Origin of the sequence: Nocardia sp. NPDC006982 (genome assembly GCF_042869435.1) — a bacterium.
In the GTDB taxonomy this organism is placed as follows: Bacteria; Actinomycetota; Actinomycetes; order Mycobacteriales; family Mycobacteriaceae; genus Nocardia.
Genome location: NZ_JBIAFV010000012.1, coordinates 148,943 through 171,230, shown reverse-complemented (window position 1 = coordinate 171,230; position 22,288 = coordinate 148,943). Strand labels below are relative to the sequence as shown.

The 22,288-nt window shown below is 65.3% G+C and carries 28 protein-coding genes and 1 pseudogene; 16 read left to right on the top strand and 13 right to left on the bottom strand.

Going from position 1 to position 22,288, the window contains the following annotated elements:
* Window positions 1-63: 63 nt before the first annotated feature.
* The 3 genes from ACFYOW_RS35580 to hppD form a co-directional block, all read right to left on the bottom strand.
* Window positions 64-621: a DUF3558 domain-containing protein gene (locus ACFYOW_RS35580; RefSeq protein WP_387294425.1), complete on the bottom strand. Its 558-nt coding sequence runs from the start codon at window positions 619-621 to the stop codon at window positions 64-66.
* Window positions 622-632: 11 nt separating this feature from the next.
* Window positions 633-1,160, bottom strand: a complete 528-nt coding sequence (locus ACFYOW_RS35575) for a DUF3558 domain-containing protein (protein ID WP_063047415.1) — start codon at window positions 1,158-1,160, stop codon at window positions 633-635.
* 193 nt (window positions 1,161-1,353) lie between these two features.
* Window positions 1,354-2,562, bottom strand: coding sequence for a 4-hydroxyphenylpyruvate dioxygenase (hppD, locus tag ACFYOW_RS35570; RefSeq protein ID WP_387294424.1), 1,209 nt, complete (start codon window positions 2,560-2,562; stop codon window positions 1,354-1,356).
* A 159-nt stretch (window positions 2,563-2,721) separates the two neighbouring features.
* Here hppD and ACFYOW_RS35565 point away from each other — a divergent pair, with 159 nt between their 5' ends.
* Window positions 2,722-3,246: an Lrp/AsnC family transcriptional regulator gene (locus tag ACFYOW_RS35565; protein ID WP_387294423.1), complete on the top strand. Its 525-nt coding sequence runs from the start codon at window positions 2,722-2,724 to the stop codon at window positions 3,244-3,246.
* Window positions 3,247-3,292: 46 nt separating this feature from the next.
* Entirely contained in the window at window positions 3,293-4,456 is a 1,164-nt protein-coding gene (locus ACFYOW_RS35560; RefSeq protein WP_387294422.1) for a low temperature requirement protein A, read from the top strand.
* A 10-nt stretch (window positions 4,457-4,466) separates the two neighbouring features.
* Here ACFYOW_RS35560 and ACFYOW_RS35555 read toward each other — a convergent pair whose 3' ends face one another.
* Entirely contained in the window at window positions 4,467-5,582 is a 1,116-nt protein-coding gene (locus ACFYOW_RS35555) for a winged helix DNA-binding domain-containing protein (protein WP_387294421.1), read from the bottom strand.
* 130 nt (window positions 5,583-5,712) lie between these two features.
* Window positions 5,713-6,687, bottom strand: coding sequence for an NADPH:quinone oxidoreductase family protein (locus ACFYOW_RS35550; protein WP_387294420.1), 975 nt, complete (start codon window positions 6,685-6,687; stop codon window positions 5,713-5,715).
* Window positions 6,688-6,834: 147 nt separating this feature from the next.
* Here ACFYOW_RS35550 and ACFYOW_RS35545 point away from each other — a divergent pair, with 147 nt between their 5' ends.
* Both ACFYOW_RS35545 and ACFYOW_RS35540 read left to right on the top strand, forming a co-directional pair.
* Entirely contained in the window at window positions 6,835-7,158 is a 324-nt protein-coding gene (locus ACFYOW_RS35545; protein WP_387294419.1) for an ESX-1 secretion-associated protein, read from the top strand.
* Window positions 7,155-8,288, top strand: coding sequence for a transglycosylase SLT domain-containing protein (locus tag ACFYOW_RS35540; RefSeq protein ID WP_387294418.1), 1,134 nt, complete (start codon window positions 7,155-7,157; stop codon window positions 8,286-8,288). Before ACFYOW_RS35545 ends, ACFYOW_RS35540 begins: the two co-directional genes overlap by 4 nt.
* A 45-nt stretch (window positions 8,289-8,333) precedes the next feature.
* Here the strand turns inward: ACFYOW_RS35540 and ACFYOW_RS35535 are convergent, their stop codons facing one another.
* Complete coding sequence (locus ACFYOW_RS35535) at window positions 8,334-8,525, bottom strand: DNA-binding protein (protein ID WP_387294417.1); 192 nt, start codon at window positions 8,523-8,525, stop codon at window positions 8,334-8,336.
* A 137-nt stretch (window positions 8,526-8,662) separates the two neighbouring features.
* Here ACFYOW_RS35535 and ACFYOW_RS35530 point away from each other — a divergent pair, with 137 nt between their 5' ends.
* On the top strand, window positions 8,663-9,430 hold the full coding sequence (locus tag ACFYOW_RS35530) for an acyl-[acyl-carrier-protein] thioesterase (protein WP_387294416.1): 768 nt from the start codon (window positions 8,663-8,665) through the stop codon (window positions 9,428-9,430).
* 41 nt (window positions 9,431-9,471) lie between these two features.
* Here ACFYOW_RS35530 and ACFYOW_RS35525 read toward each other — a convergent pair whose 3' ends face one another.
* Window positions 9,472-11,142: an FAD-dependent oxidoreductase gene (locus tag ACFYOW_RS35525; protein ID WP_387294415.1), complete on the bottom strand. Its 1,671-nt coding sequence runs from the start codon at window positions 11,140-11,142 to the stop codon at window positions 9,472-9,474.
* 181 nt (window positions 11,143-11,323) lie between these two features.
* Between ACFYOW_RS35525 and ACFYOW_RS35520 the strand changes: the two genes are divergently transcribed.
* Complete coding sequence (locus tag ACFYOW_RS35520; protein WP_063047403.1) at window positions 11,324-11,815, top strand: histidine phosphatase family protein; 492 nt, start codon at window positions 11,324-11,326, stop codon at window positions 11,813-11,815.
* 12 nt (window positions 11,816-11,827) lie between these two features.
* Here the strand turns inward: ACFYOW_RS35520 and ACFYOW_RS35515 are convergent, their stop codons facing one another.
* Window positions 11,828-12,031 (bottom strand): hypothetical protein, encoded by a 204-nt coding sequence (locus ACFYOW_RS35515; RefSeq protein WP_062983850.1) that lies wholly within the window; start codon window positions 12,029-12,031, stop codon window positions 11,828-11,830.
* 59 nt (window positions 12,032-12,090) lie between these two features.
* Here ACFYOW_RS35515 and ACFYOW_RS35510 point away from each other — a divergent pair, with 59 nt between their 5' ends.
* Complete coding sequence (locus ACFYOW_RS35510; protein WP_387294414.1) at window positions 12,091-12,459, top strand: glyoxalase superfamily protein; 369 nt, start codon at window positions 12,091-12,093, stop codon at window positions 12,457-12,459.
* 82 nt (window positions 12,460-12,541) lie between these two features.
* Here the strand turns inward: ACFYOW_RS35510 and ACFYOW_RS35505 are convergent, their stop codons facing one another.
* The gene (locus ACFYOW_RS35505; protein ID WP_387294413.1) at window positions 12,542-12,817 is read right to left on the bottom strand and encodes a hypothetical protein; all 276 of its coding nucleotides are present in this window, start codon (window positions 12,815-12,817) and stop codon (window positions 12,542-12,544) included.
* Between the two features lie 158 nt (window positions 12,818-12,975).
* Here ACFYOW_RS35505 and ACFYOW_RS35500 point away from each other — a divergent pair, with 158 nt between their 5' ends.
* The 7 genes and pseudogenes from ACFYOW_RS35500 (at window position 12,976) to ACFYOW_RS35470 (ending at window position 17,403) form a co-directional block, all read left to right on the top strand.
* On the top strand, window positions 12,976-13,446 hold the full coding sequence (locus tag ACFYOW_RS35500) for a MerR family transcriptional regulator (RefSeq protein WP_387294412.1): 471 nt from the start codon (window positions 12,976-12,978) through the stop codon (window positions 13,444-13,446).
* Window positions 13,443-14,453, top strand: coding sequence for an aldo/keto reductase (locus ACFYOW_RS35495; protein WP_387294411.1), 1,011 nt, complete (start codon window positions 13,443-13,445; stop codon window positions 14,451-14,453). The genes ACFYOW_RS35500 and ACFYOW_RS35495 overlap by 4 nt, the downstream gene beginning before the upstream one ends.
* A gap of 29 nt (window positions 14,454-14,482) precedes the next feature.
* Window positions 14,483-14,776 carry a putative quinol monooxygenase gene (locus ACFYOW_RS35490; protein WP_327093977.1) on the top strand — a complete coding sequence of 98 codons (294 nt, stop codon included), beginning with the start codon at window positions 14,483-14,485 and terminating at the stop codon, window positions 14,774-14,776.
* 64 nt (window positions 14,777-14,840) lie between these two features.
* A pseudogene (locus ACFYOW_RS35485) lies at window positions 14,841-15,299 on the top strand (carboxymuconolactone decarboxylase family protein); the annotation flags it as partial.
* Window positions 15,300-15,317: 18 nt separating this feature from the next.
* Window positions 15,318-15,629: a GNAT family N-acetyltransferase gene (locus ACFYOW_RS35480; RefSeq protein ID WP_387294476.1), complete on the top strand. Its 312-nt coding sequence runs from the start codon at window positions 15,318-15,320 to the stop codon at window positions 15,627-15,629.
* Window positions 15,626-16,615, top strand: coding sequence for a pirin family protein (locus ACFYOW_RS35475; protein WP_387294410.1), 990 nt, complete (start codon window positions 15,626-15,628; stop codon window positions 16,613-16,615). The genes ACFYOW_RS35480 and ACFYOW_RS35475 overlap by 4 nt, the downstream gene beginning before the upstream one ends.
* A gap of 143 nt (window positions 16,616-16,758) precedes the next feature.
* On the top strand, window positions 16,759-17,403 hold the full coding sequence (locus tag ACFYOW_RS35470) for a hypothetical protein (RefSeq protein WP_387294409.1): 645 nt from the start codon (window positions 16,759-16,761) through the stop codon (window positions 17,401-17,403).
* On the opposite strand, the gene ACFYOW_RS35465 is transcribed toward ACFYOW_RS35470, so the two are convergent.
* Window positions 17,393-18,259, bottom strand: a complete 867-nt coding sequence (locus ACFYOW_RS35465) for a helix-turn-helix transcriptional regulator (RefSeq protein WP_387294408.1) — start codon at window positions 18,257-18,259, stop codon at window positions 17,393-17,395. The genes ACFYOW_RS35470 and ACFYOW_RS35465 overlap by 11 nt on opposite strands.
* Window positions 18,260-18,359: 100 nt before the next feature.
* Here ACFYOW_RS35465 and ACFYOW_RS35460 point away from each other — a divergent pair, with 100 nt between their 5' ends.
* The gene (locus ACFYOW_RS35460; RefSeq protein WP_387294407.1) at window positions 18,360-19,367 is read left to right on the top strand and encodes an aldo/keto reductase; all 1,008 of its coding nucleotides are present in this window, start codon (window positions 18,360-18,362) and stop codon (window positions 19,365-19,367) included.
* A gap of 54 nt (window positions 19,368-19,421) precedes the next feature.
* Here the strand turns inward: ACFYOW_RS35460 and ACFYOW_RS35455 are convergent, their stop codons facing one another.
* The gene (locus ACFYOW_RS35455) at window positions 19,422-19,892 is read right to left on the bottom strand and encodes a PaaI family thioesterase (RefSeq protein ID WP_387294406.1); all 471 of its coding nucleotides are present in this window, start codon (window positions 19,890-19,892) and stop codon (window positions 19,422-19,424) included.
* Between the two features lie 68 nt (window positions 19,893-19,960).
* Window positions 19,961-20,278: a CD225/dispanin family protein gene (locus ACFYOW_RS35450; protein ID WP_387294405.1), complete on the bottom strand. Its 318-nt coding sequence runs from the start codon at window positions 20,276-20,278 to the stop codon at window positions 19,961-19,963.
* A 194-nt stretch (window positions 20,279-20,472) separates the two neighbouring features.
* Here ACFYOW_RS35450 and ACFYOW_RS35445 point away from each other — a divergent pair, with 194 nt between their 5' ends.
* A complete protein-coding gene (locus ACFYOW_RS35445) occupies window positions 20,473-21,180 on the top strand; it encodes a hypothetical protein (RefSeq protein ID WP_387294404.1) in 708 nt (235 codons plus the stop codon).
* Here ACFYOW_RS35445 and ACFYOW_RS35440 read toward each other — a convergent pair.
* Window positions 21,171-22,220, bottom strand: coding sequence for a glycerophosphodiester phosphodiesterase family protein (locus tag ACFYOW_RS35440; protein ID WP_387294403.1), 1,050 nt, complete (start codon window positions 22,218-22,220; stop codon window positions 21,171-21,173). The two genes, ACFYOW_RS35445 and ACFYOW_RS35440, sit on opposite strands and share 10 nt — an antisense overlap.
* Window positions 22,221-22,288 lie beyond the last annotated feature (68 nt).

Genomic DNA, 22,288 nt, shown 5'->3' with positions numbered 1-22,288 from the left:
CCGCGACACAGGGTCAAAGTGGGGTCGATCATCACGCCCTACGGGCCAATACCCCCTGCCAGGCTACCGCGCCAGATTCAGCGTCAACTCGACCAATTTCTGCGCGCCCGCGCACGGATCGGGATGGCCGCCGGGGTGGTAGTTGATCCACCAGCCGATGATGCCGGTGTCGGCGGCGCCCGCACTCACCCCGCACGAGTCGGGATCGTTCGGACGCGTCGTCTTCAGACCGCGCCGCCCCTGCACGGTGATGTTCTCGGTGTTGTAGCCGAGCTTGTCGTTATTGGACTTCTCGTTGTTCAGCGAGCCTTCCTCGTACCAGTTCAGCGTCACCATGGCCGAGCCGCCGGGCGCGTCCTCGACATCCCACATGCACACCGCGCCGTTGAAGGACGGGGATACGACCGACGCATTGCCGACCGCCGCACCGATCTGGTCGAGCCCGACCACCTCGCATTCGCGCAGCAGCTTGTCGAAATTGGTATTGATCGTGGTGGTGCCGCTGCCGCCCGCCGGATGCGCCGAACCCTTGACGGTTTTGCCGCACCCGCCCGCGGACACCGCGACCGCGAGCACCGCGGCGGCGACGGTCGCTACCCGCAGACCAGGACGTGAACTCATCCGCATTCCCCTCATTGCAGCCGCTGCACGGTCAACTCGGCCAGCTTGCGGGTCCGGTCACACGGATTGCCCTGTTCGGAGAACAGTCCGTAGGACATCGACCATTCGAAGAAATCATCATCGAGCTGCACCGCCAGATCGCAGACCGAACCGCTGGGATCCAGTGCCTGGAAGCCCTTGCGGCCACCGACATCGATGGTCTCCGGATTGCGCCCGACATTGGATACCCAGGCCTTCTCGCGATCGATCGGGCTACCCCGATAGGACGCGAAAGTGACACTCGGCGAAGCGAGTCCGGCGGATTGGAAGTTGCAGCCGACCGAATTCCGGTTGACCCGCGCGAGTTGGCTCAACCCGGCGATATCGCGGACCTCTTGATCGGTGACATGGCCGCACTCACCGACGAACGGGCCGAGCGTCGCGACCTTCGGCGGCGGGCGCAGCGGGGCATTCGAGGAATCGGAGTCACCGTCCGAGCCGCAGGCCGACAGCGTCAATGCCAAGGCAAGACCGGTGATGATCGCCGACGGGATCCGCATGCCGTGAACTCTACTGAGTTTTTGGCCGCGCGGGCGCGGCGTGTTCGCGGCCCCCTTCTGTCTCGCGTCCGAGCCGTCGAGACTCGCGCCTGCGGCGCATACGCTTCGACGACTCGGACGCGAGACGGGCCGCGAACGGGCCGCTCGTAAGACTCGCTCCGTCATGGCTGGTAGTACGGAATCGTTCGTCTGGTCAGAGGTTTCCGCGCGCGGCCTGTTCGCGCTCGATTGCTTGGAACAGGGCCTTGAAGTTGCCCTTGCCGAAACCGAGTGAACCGTGGCGCTCGATGAGTTCGAAGAAGACAGTCGGGCGGTCGGTGAGCGGTTTGGTGAAGATCTGCAGCAGGTAGCCGTCTTCGTCGCGGTCGACCAGGATGCCGCGGCTCTGCAGCTCACGCACCGGGACGCGGACGTGGCCGATGCGAGCGCGCAGTTCGGGATCGGAATAGTAGGTGTCCGGCGTTTCGAGGAATTCGACGCCCTCGCGGCGCAATACATCGACGCATTCGAGGATGTCGCTGGTGGCCAGCGCGATGTGCTGCACGCCGGGACCGCGGTAGAACTCCAGGTATTCGTCGATCTGGGAGCGCTTCTTACCCATCGCGGGTTCGTTGAGCGGGAACTTCACCCGGTGATTGCCATTGGCCACCACCTTGCTCATCAGCGCCGAGTATTCGGTGGCGATATCGTCGCCGACGAATTCGGCCATATTCGTGAATCCCATGACGCGGCGGTAGAACTCGACCCACTCGTCCATCATGCCGAGCTCGACATTGCCGACGACGTGGTCGATCGCCTGGAACAGCCTGGTCGGAGTGCCGGCGCGCGGCTGATATCCGGAGCGGCGGGCGACATATCCGGGCAGATACGGCCCGTAGTATTCGGAGCGGTCGATCAGCGTATGCCTGGTCTCGCCGTAGGTGGCCAGGGCGGCCGAGCGGACCGTGCCGAATTCGTCTGTGTCGTCATGTGGTTCGACCAGGACCGTCGCGCCGTGCGTCCGTGCCCATTCGATGCAGCGGTCCACATCCGGAACCTCGAGCGCGATATCGACAATGCCGTCGCCGTGCCGATCGTGGTGTGCGACCAGCGGACTGTCCGGGGCGACCGCGCCGGTGACGACGAATCTGGCCGCACCGCTGCGCAGCACATAGCCCTTGTGATCGCGGTTGCCGGTCTCCGGCCCCGAGTAGGCCTCCAGCCGCATGCCGAAGGCGGATTCCAGGAAGTGCGCGGTCTGGGTCGCGTTGCCGACCACCCACACCAGTGCGTCCCAGCCGATGACCGGGAACGGATCGATGCTGTCGTCGTGATCGACCAGCCCGACCAGGCGGCGCAACTCACCGTCGGTGGGCAGCGGGCCGCTCGGTCGCTGGGCATTCCGCAGATGCTCGATGGTCATGATCCAAGGAAATCGCCGCCCCATCGGATAGGCAACATCACCGATTTCGGTTAGACACTATGGCGAAATCGGCTAGCAAGTCACCCCTGATGCTGGACAATTTGAATAGCACCGCAAGTGACCCGCATCACGCCGGTCACGCCCCGAACGGAGGCCGTCATGTCGCGCACGCCCGCGAAACTGGATGAACTCGATCTCGCCATCCTCACCGCGATGCACGAGTATCAGAAGGCGGGCATTCTCGAGCTGTCCCGGCGCACCCGGGTCGCCAGGGCCACCGTCCAGTCACGCATCGCGCGGATGGAGGAGTCGGGCGTCATCTCCTCCTATGATCCGCAGATCGATGTCACCGCAGCGGGTTTCGATGTGCAGGCCTTCGTCACCTTGGAGATCGCACAGGGCGCGCTGGATGCGGTGGCGGCCGAACTCGACACGATTCCCGGTGTGCTGGAGGCATATGCGACCACCGGCTCCGGCGATGTGCTGTGCCGGATCGGGGCGGATTCACATGCCGGGCTGCAGGCGGTGTTGTTGAGCATCGACCGGACGAGTTCGGTGGTGCGCTCGCACAGCGTGATCGTGCTGTCGACGGTGGTCGCGCACCGGACGCTGCCGCTGTTGCGCACACTCACACCGACTGGAACGACGAAAGCGCCCGCGTACCGGGACAACCCGGAGCGCTGATTCGATCTAGGCTCGTACTTCCTGTGTCACCGAGTACGAGATTTCGATGAGCGAGCCTGCCGAATCCACCACCGCAACACCCCATGCCCGCGCCACCTGGGCGGAACTGTTCTTCGACCTGGTCCTCGTCTTCGCGGTCACCCAGACCGCGCATGTACTCGGCCACCACACCTCGATCGGCACGCTCGGCCACGCGCTGGTGCTGTTGGCGCCGCTGTGGTGGGGGTGGGTCGGGGTCACCATCCTGGTCAATACCGTGGAGGAGAACAACGCTCAGCGCCTGGTGCTGTTCGGATCCGGGCTGTGCATCTTCCTGATGGCGGTGCCCGCGCCCGCCGCGCTGGACCAACCACGCGGGGCCGCAATGGTTTTCGCGGGTGCGCATCTCTTGCTGCGGATCGTCTTGTTCGTCGCCGTCACCCGGACGAACGGGTTCGCGACCACCATCAACCCCTTCAGCATCGGATTGGTCACCGGCATAGCGATTTTCGCGAGCGCGCCGCTGCCGGAGCATTCGCGCATCTGGGTGTGGACCGGGGCGCTCGTGGTGCAGTTGGGCGCGCCGCTGCTGTACAGCAGGGCCGTGCGCAACCGGACGATCGGGGTTTCCCATCTCGCCGAGCGGTTCGGCCTGTTCATCATCATCGCGCTGGGCGAATCCGTGGTGGATGCGGGTGCGCAGGCATCCGCGACCGGCCTCGATCCTGCGGTGGTGACCACGCTGGTGCTCGCCTTCTTGGTTGGCCTCGGGCTGTGGTGGATCTACTTCCATCGATCCGCGCGGCTGATCGAACATGCGCTGTCCACCATGCCCTCACCCGGACTGATCGTGCGAGATGTGTTGAGCTACGGGCATTTCGCGCTGGTCACCGGGCTGGTGGCGGTCGCCGTCGGGCTCGGGCATTCGGTCGCCGACCCCGGCCATACCGCGCACGGCGTGGCCGCAGCGCTGGCGCCGGGTGGCGCCGCGCTGTTCATGGTGGCACTGGTGGTTAATCGGTGGCGCATGCTCGGCAATGTGGCGACCACACGCGTTGTACCGGCCATCGCATTGATTGCCATCGCGCTCACCTCGTCGCTGCTGCCCGCCATCGTCGTGGTGGCGCTGACCGCGGCCGTGCTGGTAACCGCGAATCTCGTCGAGCAATTGGTGGCCGCACCCGGTCGGCCGTTGCCCGCGGTGCCCGTCGGGCGCCGCCGTTCGCGATAACGCTGCCGGTTCAGGGACGCAGATCCCCGTTCACGTCGAGGATTTCGACGCTCGGCCGTTTGTCGGCCTCCAGGAATGCGACCAGCGCGTTGGCTTCGGCGTCCACCGCCGCGCATTCCGTGCTCGACCACTTCCGGGTCGGGGTGATGCGCAGACGGGCGACACCCTTCTCCAGAAAGATCTTGTAGAAGCCCGCGAGAAAGCCGTCTACCAGGACCGGGGATACCGCGGTGGCGAATGCGCGCAGGGGTGGGGCCGTGCCGTCGGGGACGATCCTGGTTCGGTCCTGGTGCGAGAGGATCGCATTGTCGTACCAGCCGAGCAGGCGGACCGGCGCGGGTAGGTCGGGATCGGCGAGTTCGCCCTCGGCGATGTCGTAGAGGGTGCGGCCGCGTTCGTCGGTGTAGGTGCGCAGGCGGTCGCCGAGCTGTTCGACGGCGGCCTTCATGCCGGTCAGCTTCGACCAGGTCTGCATATCCATGGTGCTGGCAGGACCGAAGGCACGCAGGTAACGAAAGACCAACTCCGCCAACGGATAGCCGTGTTCGAGCGGCGCCCCGAGCCAGGGTTCGACGCGGGACCAGACCGGCCTGCTGTTGTCCTTCCACCTGCCGCGCGGCGGAGTCTGCAATACGGGCAGTTGGTACAGCCAGGTCTGCAGCACCGCACCGGCATCGCGATCCGGGTAGATCGCCGCTGCCTTGGCGCGCAGGTCCGCCGCCGACATCGGCTCGTCACCGAGCGCGGCCTCGCCGTGCTCGCGCACCTCGTCCGGATCCAACCCGACCATCGCGCCGTAGTTGAAACCTTTTCGGAAGGGTACTTTTTCGAGCTCGGGCTGGATATGTGGTGCGATGCGCAACGCATCCGGCGGCGTGACCATATGAATCGTGCCGCGCATCAAGGTGATTCGCACCAGCGAGCGATCGTCCAGACCCGCCGAAACCGTCTCGGGATCGAAATCCGCTATGCGGCTCCACAATCCGACGAACGGCGGCGGCGAATCCTGGGCCTGCAACCCCACCAGATGGTCACACATCTGCGGCACGGTCAACGCCGAACGCTCCAGCAGATGCTGGCGTGCCAGCAAAGTCCGATTCAGTACCCGATTAGACAGCATCTGCATAGCGATTCCATGAGGGGTGGTGGTCGGGCGACGGGTGGGCCAGCTCCATGATCAGATCACCGTACCGGCGCGCACGGTTCACCGCGCCGGACATGGAGCAGTCGGAGAATTCGCACGCGGCGGCTCATGGTCAGCGCAGAGTGACGACGACCTTGCCTGCGGCGGTGCGGTTGTCCAGGGATGCCACGGCCTCGGCGGCGCGGTCCAGCGGGTAGAGCACCGGTTCGGGCGGCGCGATCTTGCCCGCGGCGAGCAGGGGCTCGACCTCTTCCCACTGCTCGGTCAGGTAGCCCGGATGGGTCATCACCCATTCGCCCCAGGCCGCGCCGATCACCTCGACGTTCTTGAGCAGCAGTCGATTCACCTTGACCGTCGGGATCTCACCGGCGGTGAAGCCGACCACCAGCAGACGGCCCGCCGGAGCGAGACTGCGGATGCTGTCGGTGAACCGGTCACCGCCGACCGGATCGAGCACGATATCCACGCCGCGGCCACCGGTCAGCTCCTTGACGGCCGCGAGCCAGCCGTCGGTCAGCACCACATCGGTGGCGCCGTTGGCACGCGCGACTGCCGCCTTCTCCTCGGTGCTCACCACCGCGATGACCCGGCTCGCACCCAGCGCGACCGCCATCCGCAGCGTCGAGGTGCCGACGCCGCCCGCAGCGCCGTGTACCAGCACGGTCTCCCCCGCGGCCAACCTGCCGCGGTTGCGCAGGCAGAAATGCACGGTCAGATCGTTGAACAGGATTCCGGCCCCGGCCTGCAGAGATACGTTATCCGGCAACCGGAAAACCATCTGCGACGGCACCACGGCAACCTCGGCAAGGGCATTGCCGAGCAGCGTCAGCGCGACCACCCGATCCCCCGCCGCGACCTGCGCACCCTCCGGCGCCTCCCGCACGATCCCGGCCACCTCGCCACCGACGACGAACGGCAGCTCCGGCTTCATCTGGTACAGACCCCGCGTCATCAGCACATCGGGAAACGCCACCCCGGCCGCATGCACGTCGATGACCACACCCCCCGGATATGCCGCGGGCTCCGGAATCTCGACGACCTCGATCGCCTCCGGCCCTTCCAGCTTGCTGACCTGAGCTGCACGCATATGCCGACCTCTCTGTCCAGTCGGCGACATTCACATCGTCACCGACGCACTGACTTACCTAACCACGGACCGTCACCGCCCTGTCCACACCACCCGTTTTTGCTATGCTGACCGCGACCTGAGGTGGGGACGAAGGGGGAGTTTTTCGTGGTGGAGAAGATGGACGCGGGGACCCTGCGGGTCGACGCGGGCGCGCTGCAGAAATTCGCGAAGAATCTCGGCGACGAGGCGGACGGGGTCAAGAAGCTCAATGCCGGCGACGGCTTCGACATCGCGGCCAACGCATTGCCCGGCACCCAATTCGGCACCGCGGTGCCACCGGTGACCGATGCCGTCAACCGCAGCCTGACCCGAATCGGCGAGCGCCTCGAGAAGATCGCCTCGCTCACTCACAACGCCGCGGGCGCGTTCGAAGTCGCGGAGACCGACTTCGCGAACAACCTGAAGACGATCGGCCTGCAACTGCCATGACCCTCACCCTTGACGACGTAGCCAAATGGGAGCCCGACCACCTCAACACCGCAGGCAATAACGCGGCCAAAATCTCGACGGACCTGGATGCCGCGGTCCGCAAAGGCACCGACGACACCGCGAAATTGGGGACCGACAAGATGTGGTCGGGCGCTGCGGCCGCTGCGGCCGATACTCGGATGGGGACCGAGCAGACCCGCGCGTCGACGGTGAGCCAGGCACTGCACGATCTGCAAACCGCCTTTACCTCCCAGGTAGACAACCTGAACAATGCCAAGCGCAATGTCCTCTCGCTGCGCGACCTGGCCACCAACCCGAGTTGCCCGACCCCCGGCACGAAAACCGAGCCGGGCTTCCACGTCGCCCCGAACGGAACCGTCGATGCCAATGACCGAATCGCGTGGTACAAGGCGAATCTGAACGAGTCCGAAGCCAACCGGCTCACCGATCAGGCCACCCGCGACGCGGCGTACTGGCAATCGGAGATCGTCAACGCACTGGCACAGGCGGAATCGGTAGCCGAACAAGCGAAAAAGCAGGTGGATCAGGCCGTCTCGAAACTCCAGAGCGCCTTCGACAGCCTCGGCGACCCGAATGTCGTTGCGTCACAAACGCAGAACACCGGCACAACACCGGCCTCCACCTCCTCTACCACGAGCAAGCCCAGCTATGTGACGAGCAGCCACAACGGCAGCGGTTCCGGGACGTCCTCCGGCAGTTCGTATTCCGGAGCCACCGGCGGTACGCACAACGCCACCGGGGCGATGCCGACAGGCGACGTCGCGGAATGGATCAAGAAGGCCAAGGCCAAGTTGATCGAGATGGGATACAGCCCGGATCAAATCGATGAGCGGGCCCTGGCCATGATCATCGAACACGAGTCCGGTGGCAATCCCTTGATCGTCAACGATTGGGACAGCAATGCCGCGGCGGGCCACCCGTCAAAGGGACTGATGCAGACGATCGACAGCACCTTCAACGCATATAAGGCGCCCGGCCACGAGAATATCTACGACCCGGTCGACAACATTATCGCCGGCACTCGCTACGCCATCGACCGGTATGGCTCCCTGTCCAACGTCCCGGGCGTAGCGGCCGTCAACAGCGGTGGGGCCTACCAGGGTTACTGACCGGGATAGTACCGGCGCGGGTGTGGGGCGTGCCGGGTGCGGGGATCAGGCGAAGCTCTGGTTGCGTTCGGCCAAGGCGGCGCGGAGTTTGGCGATGGCGGTGGGACCGACGCCGTGCAGTGCGGCGAGATCACGTTCGGTCCATGCGGTCAGGTCGGCTAGGCGGTGGATTCCGGCGGCGGCCAGGGCGCGTTCGGCCGGTTTGCCGAGTTTTGCGGGGAGGTCGGAGTCGGGCATGGCCCCATACTGCCCCGTGGGACCGACAACGGTGAGTAGAGGCGGCTCGACGCGAGTGTGTGACGCGCGCCCCGTAAAGTCGTCTCAGAACAGCAGCGTAAGAGAACGCGGCACACCGTGCAGCGCGAGGAGCACCAGTGTCACTCGATCAGCCACTCGCCCCGCTTCCCCAGGAGGGCATGGGGTTTGCTTCGGCGTGGCCCATCCGGGCTGGCGATGTCGATCCGTACAACCGCTTGCGGTTCGACGCAGTCGCACGTTATCTGCAGGACATTGCCTGGGAACAATTGCAACAGACGAATCTGCATACGACCGATCCGAGCTGGATCGTGCGTCGCACGGTCATCGACGTCATCCGGCCGATCCTGTGGCCCGACCAGGTGCGGCTGCTGCGGTGGTGTTCGAGCATGTCCACCCGGTGGACGAATATGCGGGTACGCATCACCAGTGCGAACGGCGGATTGATCGAGACCGAGGGCTTCTGGATCAATATCAGCGAGTCCAACAACATGCCCGCCAGGATCAGCGACGAGGGCCTGTCCTACCTGGCGCAGACCACCAATGAGCACCGCCTGCGCTGGCGGCCCTATCTCACCGAAGCCACCCCGCCGGAATCGGATACCGATATGCCGTTCCCGGTGCGGGCCACCGATATCGACCAGTACAACCACGTCAACAATGCCTGTTACTGGCAGGCGGTGGAACAGTTCCTGGTCGAATACCCCAAGCTGGTCGCAGGGCCGCATCGCGCGGTGATCGAGTATGTCGCGCCGGTGCTGGCTCGTCAGCATGTCGCCGTGCGCAGCCGCTACGAACCGGGCGACCGCTCCGGACGGCCGGTGCTTCGGTTGTGGTTCGTGGTCGGCGGAACCACCACGACCGTCGTGCGCATCATGCCGCTGTAAAGAAAACCGGCTCCGTTCACTGGAACGGAGCCGGTCGCTGTTCAGCCGCGCGCGGCCTTGAGCAGATCCTCACGGGTAGTGAGCTTGACCCGCGGCCGGCCCGACGCCTTACCCGCGGACTTCTCCGCCGTATCGATCGCCTTCCAGCCCTCACGGTCGACCAGATCGGCCTGCCGCTGTCCGATCAGCGCCTTCAGCGCGGCCCGATCGGCCTGTGGCACACCGAGTTTGCCCGCGGTGAAGTCGGCGAGCAGGTGCTCGACGGTCTCCTCGGAGTCGATGCGGTTTGAGCCGATGACACCGCGCGGACCACGCTTGATCCAGCCGCTCACGTACACACCGGGCATCGGAACACCGTCCTCGCCGATGACGCGGCCGTGCTCGTTGGGAACGACCGCGCGGCGCTCGTCGAACGGCAGATCCTTGATCGCTTTGCCCTTGTAGCCGATGGAACGCAAAACCAGTCCGGCGTCCAGGGTTTCGCTGCGATCGGTCGTGCGCGCCACCAATTGGCCGTTCTCGCTGACCAATTCGTTGTGTGCGAACTCCACCGACTCGACGTGATCGGCACCGTGCAGTGCCGTCGGCGAGACCAGGTAGCGGAAGACGATCCGCTTGTTGGCCGGATCGCGCCGCCCCGCCGCGTATTCCTTGGCGAGGGTGTATTTGAGCTCCAGCGACGGCTCGACCTCGGGATCGTCCAACAGCGCCTGACTGCCCGGGTCCAGCGTCAGATCGGCCTCCTCGACGATGACATCGACGCCCTTCAGATGCGTCAGCGCCAGGAACTCCGGCGAGGTGTAGGCCGCCTGCAGCGGACCGCGCCGACCGAGCACGACGACCTCGCGGATATTGCTGCCGCGCAGCGCATCCAGGGCATGGTCGGCGATATCGGTCTTGGCGAGTTCGTCCGGGTCCACCGTCAGCACGCGGGCGACATCGAGGGCGACGTTGCCGTTGCCGACGATCACCGCGCGCTCACCGGACAGGTCGAACTTGCGATCCGCGTAGTCCGGATGGCCGTTGTACCAGGCGACGAATTCGGTCGCGGAATGGCTGCCCGGCAGATCCTCGCCCGGCACGCCCAAACGGCGGTCGGAGGACGCGCCGACGGCGTAGATGACCGCGTGGTGGTGGGCCAGCAGTTCCGCATGGGTGATGTGCGAGCCGACCTCCACATTGAGGTAGTACTGCAGCGTCTCGCGCCGGAAGGCCGACTCGAACAGCCCGGAGACCGTCTTGGTGCCCGGGTGGTCGGGGGCGACGCCCGCGCGCACCAGACCCCACGGAGTCGGCAGCCGATCGAACATCTCGACCTCGACATCGCAGCGGCGCAGCAGCTCGTCGGCCGCGTAACAGGCCGCCGGTCCCGCGCCGACGATCGCGACGCGCAGCGTGCCGAGTTCCTTGGGCGGACGCGCGGGCGTGACGATCGGATCGAAGTTCGATTCGAGTGGATGCCGCTGGAAGTAGGCGGCGTTGATGTCACGGAACCTGGCCAGCGACGCGGTCAGATCATCCTCGGAGAAGATGGCCTCCACCGGGCACGCGTCGACGCAGGCACCGCAGTCGATACAGGTGTCGGGGTCGATGTAGAGCATCTCGGTCGTCGCGAATTCCGGCTGGTCCGGGGTGGGACGGATGCAATCGACCGGGCACTCAGTGACGCAGCTGGCGTCGTTGCAACAACGCTGCGTGATTACGTAGGCCATATTGTGCAGATCCTCGAAATGTACCTGGGCTATAGCCACCCAAGGGGGTCGGGAGTGGTCGGGAGCGTCATCGTCACGGTGCCGGCGGGGGTGCCCCATGAGGCGCCGTGATTGTGATGCCGCTTTCAGTTTGCCTCGAGTGTGTTCGAGACCTCTCCTCCGGAGGGCTTACGGTATCTCCATGGTGCGGACTCTGATCCTCATGCGGCACGGTAAGTCGTCCTATCCCGACGGTATCTCCGATCACGAACGCCCGCTCGCTCCGCGTGGTCAACGCGAGGCTGGACTTGCCGGTCAGTGGTTACGCGAGACCCAGCCGCCGATCGATGCGGTACGGTGCTCGACCGCCACCCGCACGCGGGAAACGCTGGCGGCGACCGGAGTCACCGCGCCGGTGGTCTACGAGGCGGGCATCTACGAGGCGTCGCCGCGCACGCTCATCGAATTGGTCCAGCTCAGCGATGACGATGTCACGACGCTGCTGGTCATCGGGCATGCGCCCGGAATGCCGTGGACGGCATGGGAGTTGGCGAGCAATCGCGACTCCGATCCGGCGATCGAGCTCAGCCGAAAATTCCCCACGTCGGCGCTCGCGGTGCTCGAATTCGACCGGCCGTGGGCACAGGTGGACGAGGGCACCGGCGATCTGGTGCGCTTCCACATTCCGCGCTGATCGCGGACGGCGTCAGTGCAATAGTTTGCCGCCGACGACCACGACGACGCCGAGGACGACGAGCAGCACGAACGCGGCGAATCCGCCGAGCAGCCACCACACGACGCCGAGCGCCAGCACGAACGGCGCCACCGCGATAGCGGTGATCACGGGGCTTTCCTTGACCGTGGCCCAGGCCGAGCGGGCCCTGATCCGGTCGATGTCCTTACCTGGCATGTCACCAGGGTAGGTGCGAAAACCCGTTCTCGCCGTCGAGCTGATGGGATGCTCTCGAGATGGATTGGAAAATCGAACTGGTCGCAATTCCGGTGACCGACGTGGACCGCGCCAAGGACTTCTACACCAAGATCGGCTTCAACGCCGACCACGACCACCGCGTCGACGAGACCCTGCGCTTCGTCCAACTGACCCCGCCCGGCTCCGGCTGTTCCATCTGCATCGGTGAGGGCATCACCGACGCCGCACCGGGCAGCGTCGAAGGCATGCAGGTGGTCGTCGCGAGCGCCGAGGACGCGTACCAGCAACTGGTCGCGGCGGGTGTGGACGCGTCGCCGGTGGTGGATATGGGCTGGGGCCTGTTCACCTTCTTCACCGACCCCGATGGCAACAAATGGGCAGTGCAGCAGTTGCCCAAGCGCGACTGAGTCCGCAGAGCAGCAGCCGTCCGATCGATGATTCGGCCCCGCATCGCGACCAAGCGTGCGGGGATGGCCGCAACCTGCTCGGTCACCCCAGCTTGTCGAGCTGGATCGAGATCGGGCACTGCGATGTAGTCGTGAAGGTTTCCGTAACCTCGCCACTGTCGACATAGCCGAGTTCCTCGGTAAGCGACAAGGCCAGCAGACTCATCGGCGGCGTCGAATCGATGATCCAGTAGTGCGGGATTCCCGCATCACGGCAAACCGAGCTCGACCGCCGCAAGTCCACGTAATCGGCGATAGTCAGCGGCCGCTGTGGCGCGGCAATAGCCAGTCGCCGTACCGGCTCAGGAAGTGCCGTCACCCTGGCTCCTCAGCTCGCCCCACTCTGTCGGCTCCAGTGTCCCACGCAAGCTACCGGCACGGCTGCAACCAAAACCGAGGTTCGGCAGAATTGGGGCTTGCTTGGAGTGCGCTCCAGGTTATTAGCGTCGGTTGTGTTCATCGAGAAGGGCGAGTGCAGTGGGTGGAGCCGTAGGTCAGGTTGTCGGTGATCAGCAAGTCGTCGATGTGGATCGGGAGAAGCCGCAGTATTCGATCGGCGAGGCCGCCGATCGGTCGGGACTGAGTCGCGACACGCTGCGCTGGTACGAGCGGATCGGGCTGATGAACTACATCGGGCGCGATCACGCCGGGAAGCGGCGGTTCAGCAATCGCGATCTGGAGTGGTTGGCGTTGATCGGCAGGTTGCGCACCACCGGGATGTCGGTGGCGGACATGGTCCGCTACGCCGAATTGGTGCGGGAGGGGGAGTCCACTGTGCCCGAGCGGCTGCAGATGTTCCGCAATACCCGCTCGGAGGTGCTCGCCAAGATCGACGAACTCCGTCAGACCCTGGCCGTACTCGATTACAAGATCGACCTGTACGAGGGCAAGACCGCCGCCGTCAAACCGGCCGCACTCACGCAACCATGCGAAGGGATCAAAATATGAGCTCACTTCCGACTGCAGCATTGGGCGCCAGTGGCATCCAAGTGGGCACACAGGGCCTGGGCTGCATGGGAATCAGCGATGCCTACGGTCCGTCGGATCTCACCGAATCGCGGGCAACCCTCGATCGCGCGCTGGAACTCGGCGTCACCCTGTTCGACACGGCCGATATGTACGGCTCCGGTCACAACGAGGAATTCCTGAGCGATTTCGTGCGCGCCAACCGCGACCGGGTGGTCCTCGCCACCAAGTTCGGCATCGTCCGCAAGGCCGACGATCCCACCTACCGCGGCATCGACAACTCTCCCGAATACATCCGCAACGCGGTCGATGCCAGCCTGCGCCGCCTCGGCATCGACACCATCGACCTGTACTACATGCACCGCCGCGATCCCGCGGTCCCGATCGAGGAATCGGTCGGCGCGATGGCCGAACTCGTCGCACAGGGCAAGGTTCGGGCACTCGGCCTGTCCGAGGTGACCGGCAAGGAACTGCGCGCGGCCCATGCGGTGCATCCGATCGCGGCCGTGCAGTCCGAATGGTCGCTGTTCTCCAGGGATGTCGAGCACAGTGCGGTACCCGCCGCCGCCGAACTCGGCGTGGCATTCGTGCCGTACTCACCGCTCGGTCGCGGATTCCTCACCGGATCCTTCACCGCGGCAGGCGAATTGGCAGATGGTGCGGACTTCCGGCACCGGCAGCCGCGCTTCTCGGGCGACAACGCGGCACACAATGCCGAACTGCTCGCTCCGCTGCGCGCCATCGCCGACGAGCGCGGAATCTCGCTCGCGCAGGTGGCATTGGCGTGGGTGCATGCCCAGGCGGATGTGCACGGGCTGACGGTGGTCCCGATTCCGGGCACCCGCAGCCGCACCCGGCTCGCCGATAACGTCGCCGCCGCGACCATTTCGCTGACCGCCGACGAATTGGCCATGCTGGACCCGATCGCCGACAAGGTGGCCGGCGACCGGTACGCGGATATGTCTTTCACCTCGGTCGGCCGGGAATGACGGACCACCCAGCAGATCAGGAGGCATCGGTGTCCACGCTGACGCTCAATGTCCGGTTCACCGCCAAGCCCGGTCACGAGACCGAACTGCGCGAGACGCTCGAGGATTTGGTCGCGCCGACGCTCGCCGAGGCGGGCTGCATCGCCTACGAGCTGTATCTGCACCCGAGCGATCCGAGTCGGGTGGTGCTGCTCGAGGAGTGGGTCGACGAAGCGGCGCTCGCGACGCATTTCGAAACCCCGCATCTGAAGGAGGCCGCGGTCGTATTGAACGAGATCCTGATCGAGCCGTTCCAACTCCGCCGGTTCCACGAGGTCGCCTGATCCCCAACGCAGCACGGTGAACCGGACCGCAGTCCGGGAACCGTGCTGCTCTAGTATCCGGACCATGGAGTCCTCCGGCAGACGCGTGTTCATCGATAAGCAGACACCCGAGGCGTTTCGAGCGCTGAACACCGTGGCAAGCGCGGTCCGCGCGGCCGGTGCCGCGGCTGGACTCGACCGCAGGCTCATCGAACTGATCAACGTGCGCGTCTCGCAGCTCAACGGCTGCGCCTATTGCCTGGACGTGCACCATCGCGCCGCCGTCGCGGCGGGTGCCACCGAGCGCGAACTCGCCGTGCTGTCCGCATGGCGACGGACCGAACTGTTCACGCCGCTGGAGCGGGCCGCGCTGGCACTCGCCGAACTCACCACCACGCTGCCGGACGAGGCCACGCTGGACCGTGAGTACGCTCTGGCACGCGAGCATTTATCCGATGAGCAAGTCTCGGCGATCCTGTGGGTCGCCACCACGATCGGCGCGTTCAACCGCGTGTCGATCCTGAGCAAACACCCGGTCCGCCCGACGAAGGAGAAGCCGACCATGACCGAATCGACGCCCGAAAGCAAGGTCGCCCGCAACGACGAGAAGAAGCGCTACGAGGTGTTCTACGGCGGCGAACTGGCCGGATTCGCCGACTACGAGGAGCGCGACGACGAGACGGTGTTCATCCACACCGAGATCGATGGCGCGTTTTCCGGTAAAGGCCTCGGCACCATCCTGGCCAAGAATGCGATCGAGGATGCGATCGCCCGCGCCCGTGTGATCCGGCCGCTGTGCCCGTTCATCAAGGCCTACCTGGAGAAGCATCCGCAATACGACGAGCATGTGGTCGGCAAGGGCGTTACCCGATGAGCGACCTCGATCCGCATCCGGAGGAAGCGGTCTGCGAGGCGACACCGGGTCCCGGTCCGGTGGCCGAGCTCTATCCGGCGCGCGAGGTCCCGCTGGGCGGGGTGCGCGGCGTCTATGTGGAACGCGTACTGCCGCAACGTGATCTGCCGACTGTCGGCGCCTGGTGCTTCCTCGATCATTTCGGCTCGCCCACGGTTACCAAGACGGGTGCGTCACCGGATATCGATCCGCATCCGCATATCGGATTGCAGACGGTGACCTGGCCGTTCGACGGACGCATCCGCCACCGCGATTCGATCGGCTCCGATGTGGAGATCGAGCCGGGACAGCTGAATCTGATGACCTCCGGTCGCGGCATCGCGCATTCCGAATACGGCGTCGCGGGCGCGCACGCCGGGCACGGCCTGCAACTGTGGATCGCATTGCCCGGCAACAGCCTCGGGATCGATCCGCATTTCGAACAGCATCGCGAGCTGCCGGTCTACGAGGCACCCGGGGTGCGAGCGATCGTGCTGATCGGCACGTTCGCCGGACTCACCTCGCCCGCCAAGGCGTACACGCCGATCGTCGGGGCGGATGTGCGAATCGAACCGGGCACCGACACCGCCATCGCCCTGGATCCCGATTTCGAGCACGCACTGATGGTGATCGAGGGCAGTGTCACAGCCGACGGCACCGAAATCACCGCCGGCCCACTGCTCTACCTGGGCACCGGACGCGAGGAGTTGCGGCTCAGCAGCGCCGAGGGCGCGCATTTCGCGCTCATCGGCGGCGAGCCGTTCGGCGAGGAATTGGTGATGTGGTGGAACTTCGTCGGCCGTAGCCATGAGGACATCGTCGAGGCCCGAAACGATTGGGAGAAACACGTTGTCGAGCGTTTCGCCGATATCGCGGGCCACACACCGGAACAGCGCATTCCGGCCCCGCCCCTGCCCGGTCTGCACCTGAAGCCCCGTAAACGTCGCATGGGTTCGGCCAGGAGCTGAATCCGAAGCACCACAAAACAATCGGGACTTTCTCTAATGCGTTGGAGTTCGGGACGGAAACCCTTCAACATCCGATCACGAAACGGTATCTTCGTTCGGAACAAACCGGACATTCCGCGCCGGTGGTCGGATGAAAGAGCAGGATGAGGATCTCCAGAATCGCCGCGACGGCACTGCTTGCGCTCGCGGCCACCACGATCGGCACCGGCGTCGTACACGCGGAACCCGCACCGCCCGCACCGAATTCGACCGCCGACGTGCCACTCGACCTGCAGGGTTTCTTCCAGCACATCGGCTATCACGTCGCGGCGACCGAGAACCGCCACGCCGTGGTGACGACGATTTCCGAGGGACGCTGGGACCTGGTCCGCGACAACAAGGTCATCTCGCTGACCGATGCCAACGGACATGTGGTCGCCGCGCTGCCGACCGCGGTGAAGATCGCCGGACATCGGATCGATCTGGTGCCTGCCATCGATGCGGCGGGCTCCCGGCTCTCGCTCACCCCGATCAGCACGACCGATGATCCGGTGCGGGAGGTGAGCACCGAGCAGCGCTTCTTCGATCAGGTCGAGAAGTCCATGCCGCAGGTGCTGACCGGTGCCGCGATCGGTGCGGCCATCGGATTCGTCCTCGGTTTCCCGCTCGGTCTCTTCGTCTTCGACTTCGTCACCGTCCCGGTCATGACTGTGGTCGGCGGGGCCATCGGTGCGTTCGCCGGTCTGTCCGCCGGTGGTGGTGAACCGGCGGTTCAGGCGGCGATGGATTACTTCGATCTCAATCCCTGAGCGAGCCGATATCGTCGTGCGGCAGCAGGCGCTGCGTTCCGATGACTCGCAATAGATCCAGCTTCTCCGCGGCATCGGTACCCGGACGCGGCATATAGACCAGTAGCCGCTGTGCCGCGTTCGGGGTCAGCAGGGTTTCGCAGACCGTATCGATCGCGCCCACCTCGGGGTGCAGGATCCGCTTGATATCCGAAGTCCGCACCGCCACTTCGTGTTCGTGCCACAGCTGCTCGAATTCCGTACTCGCGGCACGCAATCGGCTCACGAATTCGGTGACGTCGGCATCGCCGGATCGGCGCGCCGCGGTGGCCCGCAGATCCGCGACATGGTTGCGGCCCAACCGATCCCAGTCGTCCTCGGGGAAGATCGAACGCGACTGCGGGTCGGTGAACCAGCGCCAGGCGTAGAACCGGTCCCAGCCACGCCGATTCGCGTGGTCGCCGACCAGCAGGGTGTGCATCCGGTTCTGCACCAGGACCTCGCCGAGATCGGTGATGACGGTGGCCGCGGTGTCGTCGAGCTTGGCCAGCACATGCATGATCCCCGGAGCGACATGCTTATCGGCCACCTCGCGCCCGGGCGGCGCGTGATCGCACAGGTGATAGAGATGGTCGCGCTCGTCATTGCTGAAACGCAGCGCCCGCGCCAGCGCGGCCAGCACCTGGGTGGAAGGCCGCGGGCCCCGGGACTGTTCGAGGCGCGTGTAGTAGTCGGTGGACATCCCCGCCAGCATCGCCACCTCATCCCGGCGCAGGCCGGGCGTGCGGCGGCGCACTCCCGGTGGCAGCCCGACGTCCGCGGGCGTCAGCTGTTCGCGACGCCTACGCAGGAAATCGGCCAGTTCGGATCGGTCCATGTCACCACTGTCCCGCAATACCCGTCGCCCAGCCAGGGATCGCCGGTCCCCCGATAAGCGATCTCTCCCGCAACCCTTCAGCAGGGGTCAGGCTTATCCCATGACGACATCGAAGATCACCACCAAGCTCGGCGACACCGGCCCGACGGTCGGCCGCATCGGACTCGGCGCCATGGGCATGTCCGGCATGTACGGCACCGCCGACGACGCCGAATCGATTGCCACCATCCACGCCGCACTGGACTCCGGCGCCAACCTCATCGATACCGGCGATTTCTACGGCGCCGGTCACAACGAGATGCTGATCGGCAAGGCCATTGCCGAGCGTCCCCGCGAGGACGTGGTGCTCAGCGTGAAGTTCGGTGCACTGCGTGGGCCGGGCGGCACCTGGGGCGGCAGCGACAATCGGCCCGTCGCGCTGCGCAACTTCCTCACCTACAGCCTGCAGCGCCTCGGCGTGGATTACATCGACATCTATCGTCCCGCGCGCTTGGACCCGAATGTCCCGATCGAGGAGACCATCGGCGCCATGGCCGAACTCGTCGAGGCGGGCTATATCCGGCACATCGGCCTGTCCGAGGTCGGCGTCGACACCATTCGCCGGGCCGCCGCGGAGCACCCGATCGCCGATCTGCAGATCGAATATTCGCTGATCTCCCGTGGGATCGAGACCGAAATCCTGCCCGCGGTAAGGGAACTCGGCATCGGCATCACGGCCTACGGTGTGCTGTCGCGTGGTCTGCTCAGCGATTCGGTGCGCCCGGGTGCGACCTTCGCGCCGACCGACTTCCGCGCCCACAGCCCGCGCTTCCAGGGTGAAAATCTCGACCAGAACCTGAAATTGGTCGACGCGCTCGCGAATATCGCTGCGGAGAAGGATGTTTCGGTCGCACAGCTCGCCATTGCCTGGGTGCTGACCCGGGGCACGGATATCGTGCCGATCCTCGGCGCGCGCACTCGTCAGCGCTGGTCGGAATCCCTTGGGTCCGTGGATATCCAGCTCAGCGCCGACGAACTGGCGACCATCGAGGCCGCGGTGCCCGCGGATCAGATCGCGGGCGAGCGTTATGCGGCAGCGCAGATGGCGCTGCTGGACAGCGAGCGCTGACGTGGTTTACGGGAGGGCGCGCGCTCGGGCCGCCCTCCCGACCGGGTCATTCGATCACTTCCGCCGTGGCCGAATGACCGCCGTGAATGCCGATGCCGCAACGGACTTTCCGGTGCTATCGGTGATATTCACCGGCACCTCCAGCTCGACATCGACCCGCGCCGCGATGTCGGCGCGGACCTTTTCCAGGGTTTCGGCGGTCAACTCGGACGTCGCGAGGAACGGACCCGCCTCGCCCTTGGCCCGCGCCAGATATTCGATCCGGCCGTCGCGGGCGACGATGAACGTCTCACCCATGAGATCGACGATGCCCGAGATCGACGCGCCCATCGCCGCCGTTTCGGCCAGGCCGAACAGCACCGCGGCATGCAGATCACCGTTGTGGTTGAGATGTTCGGGCTTCGGCGCGATCGTCACGACATTGCGGCCCGCGCTGAACTCCACCCCTTCGATACCGGCGAACTGGATAAATCCCAGCTTCTGAAATCCGGCCATCACCAGATCGCCCATGGTCGCGTCGTCCATCGCATCTCCCACCGAACTGAAACGTGTTCTAATTTCATACCCCGGCGGGATGGCGGTTGTCCACCGGGTCAGGAAGAGGATTGGGTGAGCGTGACGACCAGGTAGCCGAGTCCGAGTACCACGCACAGCACATTCGCGACCATCGCTCCGATCGCCCAGCCTCGTGCCTTCTTCGACGCGTCCATCGCGCCGGCGATGTCGCCGGCGATCCACTTCGAATGCACCTGGGTGCCGAAGACGATCGCGACCAGCCCGAGCGCCGTTCCCACCAGGCAGGTCAGCGTGCCGATAATCGTGGCGACGACCGCGAAGCCCAGATGTGCCGGTGGTTCGAACTGCGGCTGGGCCGGCGGGTAGCCATAGCCGGGCTGTTGTCCATAGGTCATGGGTGGGGATCCCGTCTCGAAGTCGGCGGCCGGGCCCGGCATTTCGGGCTGTACCAGCCTACGAACACAACCTTGCACCGTGGCCGATGATCGCGCGATCGGCTCGGCTTGGGCACAATTGACAACGGTGGCATGTCTATCGCGATTGGATATTGCATGACGGCGTTGGCGCGGAAAGCAGAGGGAAAGCCGATGTGTCTGCGGCCGATCGGGCGGTAGGGCCGATGTACGACCCGACCTCCGATATCGATCGGATCATCGCGCAGCAGGTGGGTTGGACCACGGCCGACGACCATCTGCTGTACACCTGCGGTGTCATCGACTTCCTGCTGCACGACCGGCTTGCCGAACTGCCGCCCCGAGCCACCATGGTCCGAACCGAAGCCGACGAAATATGCCTGGCCGAGGGCCCTGCCGTCTGGTTTCAGTGGCGGGCGGTCGGCGACGGAACCTGGAACCGCAACAGCGTGACGGCAGTCGGCACGCTGTCCTTCGTGGCGGCGGTCCATCTCGGCAATGCCATGGCGAACCGCTCGCGACGCCGCCAGGCCGAGGCGGGACTGCGCCCGCGCTGGGTGGCCGAACGCCCCGGCTCGGTAATGGTTTCGGACCGGCGGATGTACTGCTACAACGCCGATCATTCGTTCTCGGTGCATTGGGCGGGTCTGGAAATGGTGGATATGCCCGGGCCCGACCGACTGATCTGCCGTTATCCGGACCGAAACGGCAATCCACATCTCCTCCAAGTCCAAAGCCCATGGGCCGTACTGATTTTCGCACTCGCGGCACACACTCAGTTCCCGAGCCATCCGCTCCTGCAATCGGGTAACTGGCTACCGGCGGGGTTCGAGGAAAAGTGCCACATCGCAGGCAAAACCTGCCCGCGAGTACGTCATCGGTGATACGCCCTTGGCAACCGGTAGCCGCGTTCGGCAAGGATGGTGCGCAGTAGGTCCGGGCGGTTGGTGATCAGGCCGTCCACGCCGAGATCGATCAGCGCGGTCATGGTGGGGCGATCGTCGACCGTCCACGGAACCACCGTCATGCCGCACTCGTGTGCGGCGCGGACCAGTTCGGCGGTTGTGAACGCCGCGTAGCCCGGATCCTCGACCGTGCCGTCCTGCGGACTGCCGTGTACCGGTGACAGCACATTCGCGCCGAAAGACGCTGCGGCCGCGACGTATTTCTCCGGCAATGTGCCAGGGAAGTCGTCGATGTCGATCCCGCCCAACCAAGGCGACGCACCCGGCCGACCTTCCTGCAGAAATTGCTGCCCGTTGGTCAGCGCGACGATCGGCAAATCCGGCGCCACCTGTCGCATCCGCATCAGCGCGCCCCAATCGAAACTCTGTATGGTCACCCGATTTTCGAAATGCGCCCGATGCACCTGCGCCGCGACCACCTGCACGAATTGCTCCCGCGGCGCGGTCTGCTCCGGCGCCCCGGCCTCGACCTTCGTCTCGACATTCAGCTTCACATCATCGGCTCGATAGGCCCGCACCAGCTCGAATACCTCCGACAGCAACGGCATTCGCTCCCCCGGCACGATTCGCTGATTCGGAAACGCGGCCAATTGCTTCGATCCACAATCGATCGTCCACACCTGAGCCAGTGTCAGATCCCGAATGAACTGTGCACCAGGCACATACGGGAACTTCGGATCGCCCGGAAACGCGGGCGCAGTATCGACACATTTATCCGGACTCGGATCCCGATCATGCGTGACCACCGCAAACCCATCCGCCGTGATCTGCACATCCAATTCCAACGTGCTGACCCCGAGTTCCAACGCATTCGCGAACGCGGCCAATGTGTTCTCCACAACGAGCGCGGCACCACCCCGATGCGCCTGCAGATCGAAACTGTGCCCCGGCCCATCCGCCGAAGCCGCACCGGCAGCGGCCACCAACAACCCGACCAGACCCACCGCATACCACCGCATGCACCTCATCGTGACAAACGCACCCCACTACCTCGCAACCTACGGATGAACACAAACAGCCACACAGG

What these genes read in the sequence shown, in the direction of transcription:
- ACFYOW_RS35555 (WP_387294421.1), bottom strand. Translation starts at nt 5,582, where the DNA reads ATGCAGATGCTGTCTAATCGGGTACTGAATCGGACTTTGCTGGCACGC.
- ACFYOW_RS35565 (WP_387294423.1), top strand. Translation starts at nt 2,722, where the DNA reads ATGTCGCGCACGCCCGCGAAACTGGATGAACTCGATCTCGCCATCCTC.
- ACFYOW_RS35510 (WP_387294414.1), top strand. Translation starts at nt 12,091, where the DNA reads ATGGATTGGAAAATCGAACTGGTCGCAATTCCGGTGACCGACGTGGAC.
- ACFYOW_RS35515 (WP_062983850.1), bottom strand. Translation starts at nt 12,031, where the DNA reads ATGCCAGGTAAGGACATCGACCGGATCAGGGCCCGCTCGGCCTGGGCC.
- ACFYOW_RS35440 (WP_387294403.1), bottom strand. Translation starts at nt 22,220, where the DNA reads ATGCGGTGGTATGCGGTGGGTCTGGTCGGGTTGTTGGTGGCCGCTGCC.
- ACFYOW_RS35475 (WP_387294410.1), top strand. Translation starts at nt 15,626, where the DNA reads ATGAGCGACCTCGATCCGCATCCGGAGGAAGCGGTCTGCGAGGCGACA.
- ACFYOW_RS35470 (WP_387294409.1), top strand. Translation starts at nt 16,759, where the DNA reads ATGAGGATCTCCAGAATCGCCGCGACGGCACTGCTTGCGCTCGCGGCC.
- ACFYOW_RS35540 (WP_387294418.1), top strand. Translation starts at nt 7,155, where the DNA reads ATGACCCTCACCCTTGACGACGTAGCCAAATGGGAGCCCGACCACCTC.
- ACFYOW_RS35465 (WP_387294408.1), bottom strand. Translation starts at nt 18,259, where the DNA reads ATGGACCGATCCGAACTGGCCGATTTCCTGCGTAGGCGTCGCGAACAG.
- ACFYOW_RS35520 (WP_063047403.1), top strand. Translation starts at nt 11,324, where the DNA reads ATGGTGCGGACTCTGATCCTCATGCGGCACGGTAAGTCGTCCTATCCC.
- ACFYOW_RS35480 (WP_387294476.1), top strand. Translation starts at nt 15,318, where the DNA reads ATGACCGAATCGACGCCCGAAAGCAAGGTCGCCCGCAACGACGAGAAG.
- ACFYOW_RS35495 (WP_387294411.1), top strand. Translation starts at nt 13,443, where the DNA reads ATGAGCTCACTTCCGACTGCAGCATTGGGCGCCAGTGGCATCCAAGTG.
- ACFYOW_RS35455 (WP_387294406.1), bottom strand. Translation starts at nt 19,892, where the DNA reads ATGGACGACGCGACCATGGGCGATCTGGTGATGGCCGGATTTCAGAAG.
- ACFYOW_RS35450 (WP_387294405.1), bottom strand. Translation starts at nt 20,278, where the DNA reads ATGACCTATGGACAACAGCCCGGCTATGGCTACCCGCCGGCCCAGCCG.
- ACFYOW_RS35550 (WP_387294420.1), bottom strand. Translation starts at nt 6,687, where the DNA reads ATGCGTGCAGCTCAGGTCAGCAAGCTGGAAGGGCCGGAGGCGATCGAG.
- ACFYOW_RS35535 (WP_387294417.1), bottom strand. Translation starts at nt 8,525, where the DNA reads ATGCCCGACTCCGACCTCCCCGCAAAACTCGGCAAACCGGCCGAACGC.
- ACFYOW_RS35575 (WP_063047415.1), bottom strand. Translation starts at nt 1,160, where the DNA reads ATGCGGATCCCGTCGGCGATCATCACCGGTCTTGCCTTGGCATTGACG.
- ACFYOW_RS35460 (WP_387294407.1), top strand. Translation starts at nt 18,360, where the DNA reads ATGACGACATCGAAGATCACCACCAAGCTCGGCGACACCGGCCCGACG.
- ACFYOW_RS35580 (WP_387294425.1), bottom strand. Translation starts at nt 621, where the DNA reads ATGAGTTCACGTCCTGGTCTGCGGGTAGCGACCGTCGCCGCCGCGGTG.
- ACFYOW_RS35525 (WP_387294415.1), bottom strand. Translation starts at nt 11,142, where the DNA reads ATGGCCTACGTAATCACGCAGCGTTGTTGCAACGACGCCAGCTGCGTC.
- ACFYOW_RS35560 (WP_387294422.1), top strand. Translation starts at nt 3,293, where the DNA reads ATGAGCGAGCCTGCCGAATCCACCACCGCAACACCCCATGCCCGCGCC.
- hppD (WP_387294424.1), bottom strand. Translation starts at nt 2,562, where the DNA reads ATGACCATCGAGCATCTGCGGAATGCCCAGCGACCGAGCGGCCCGCTG.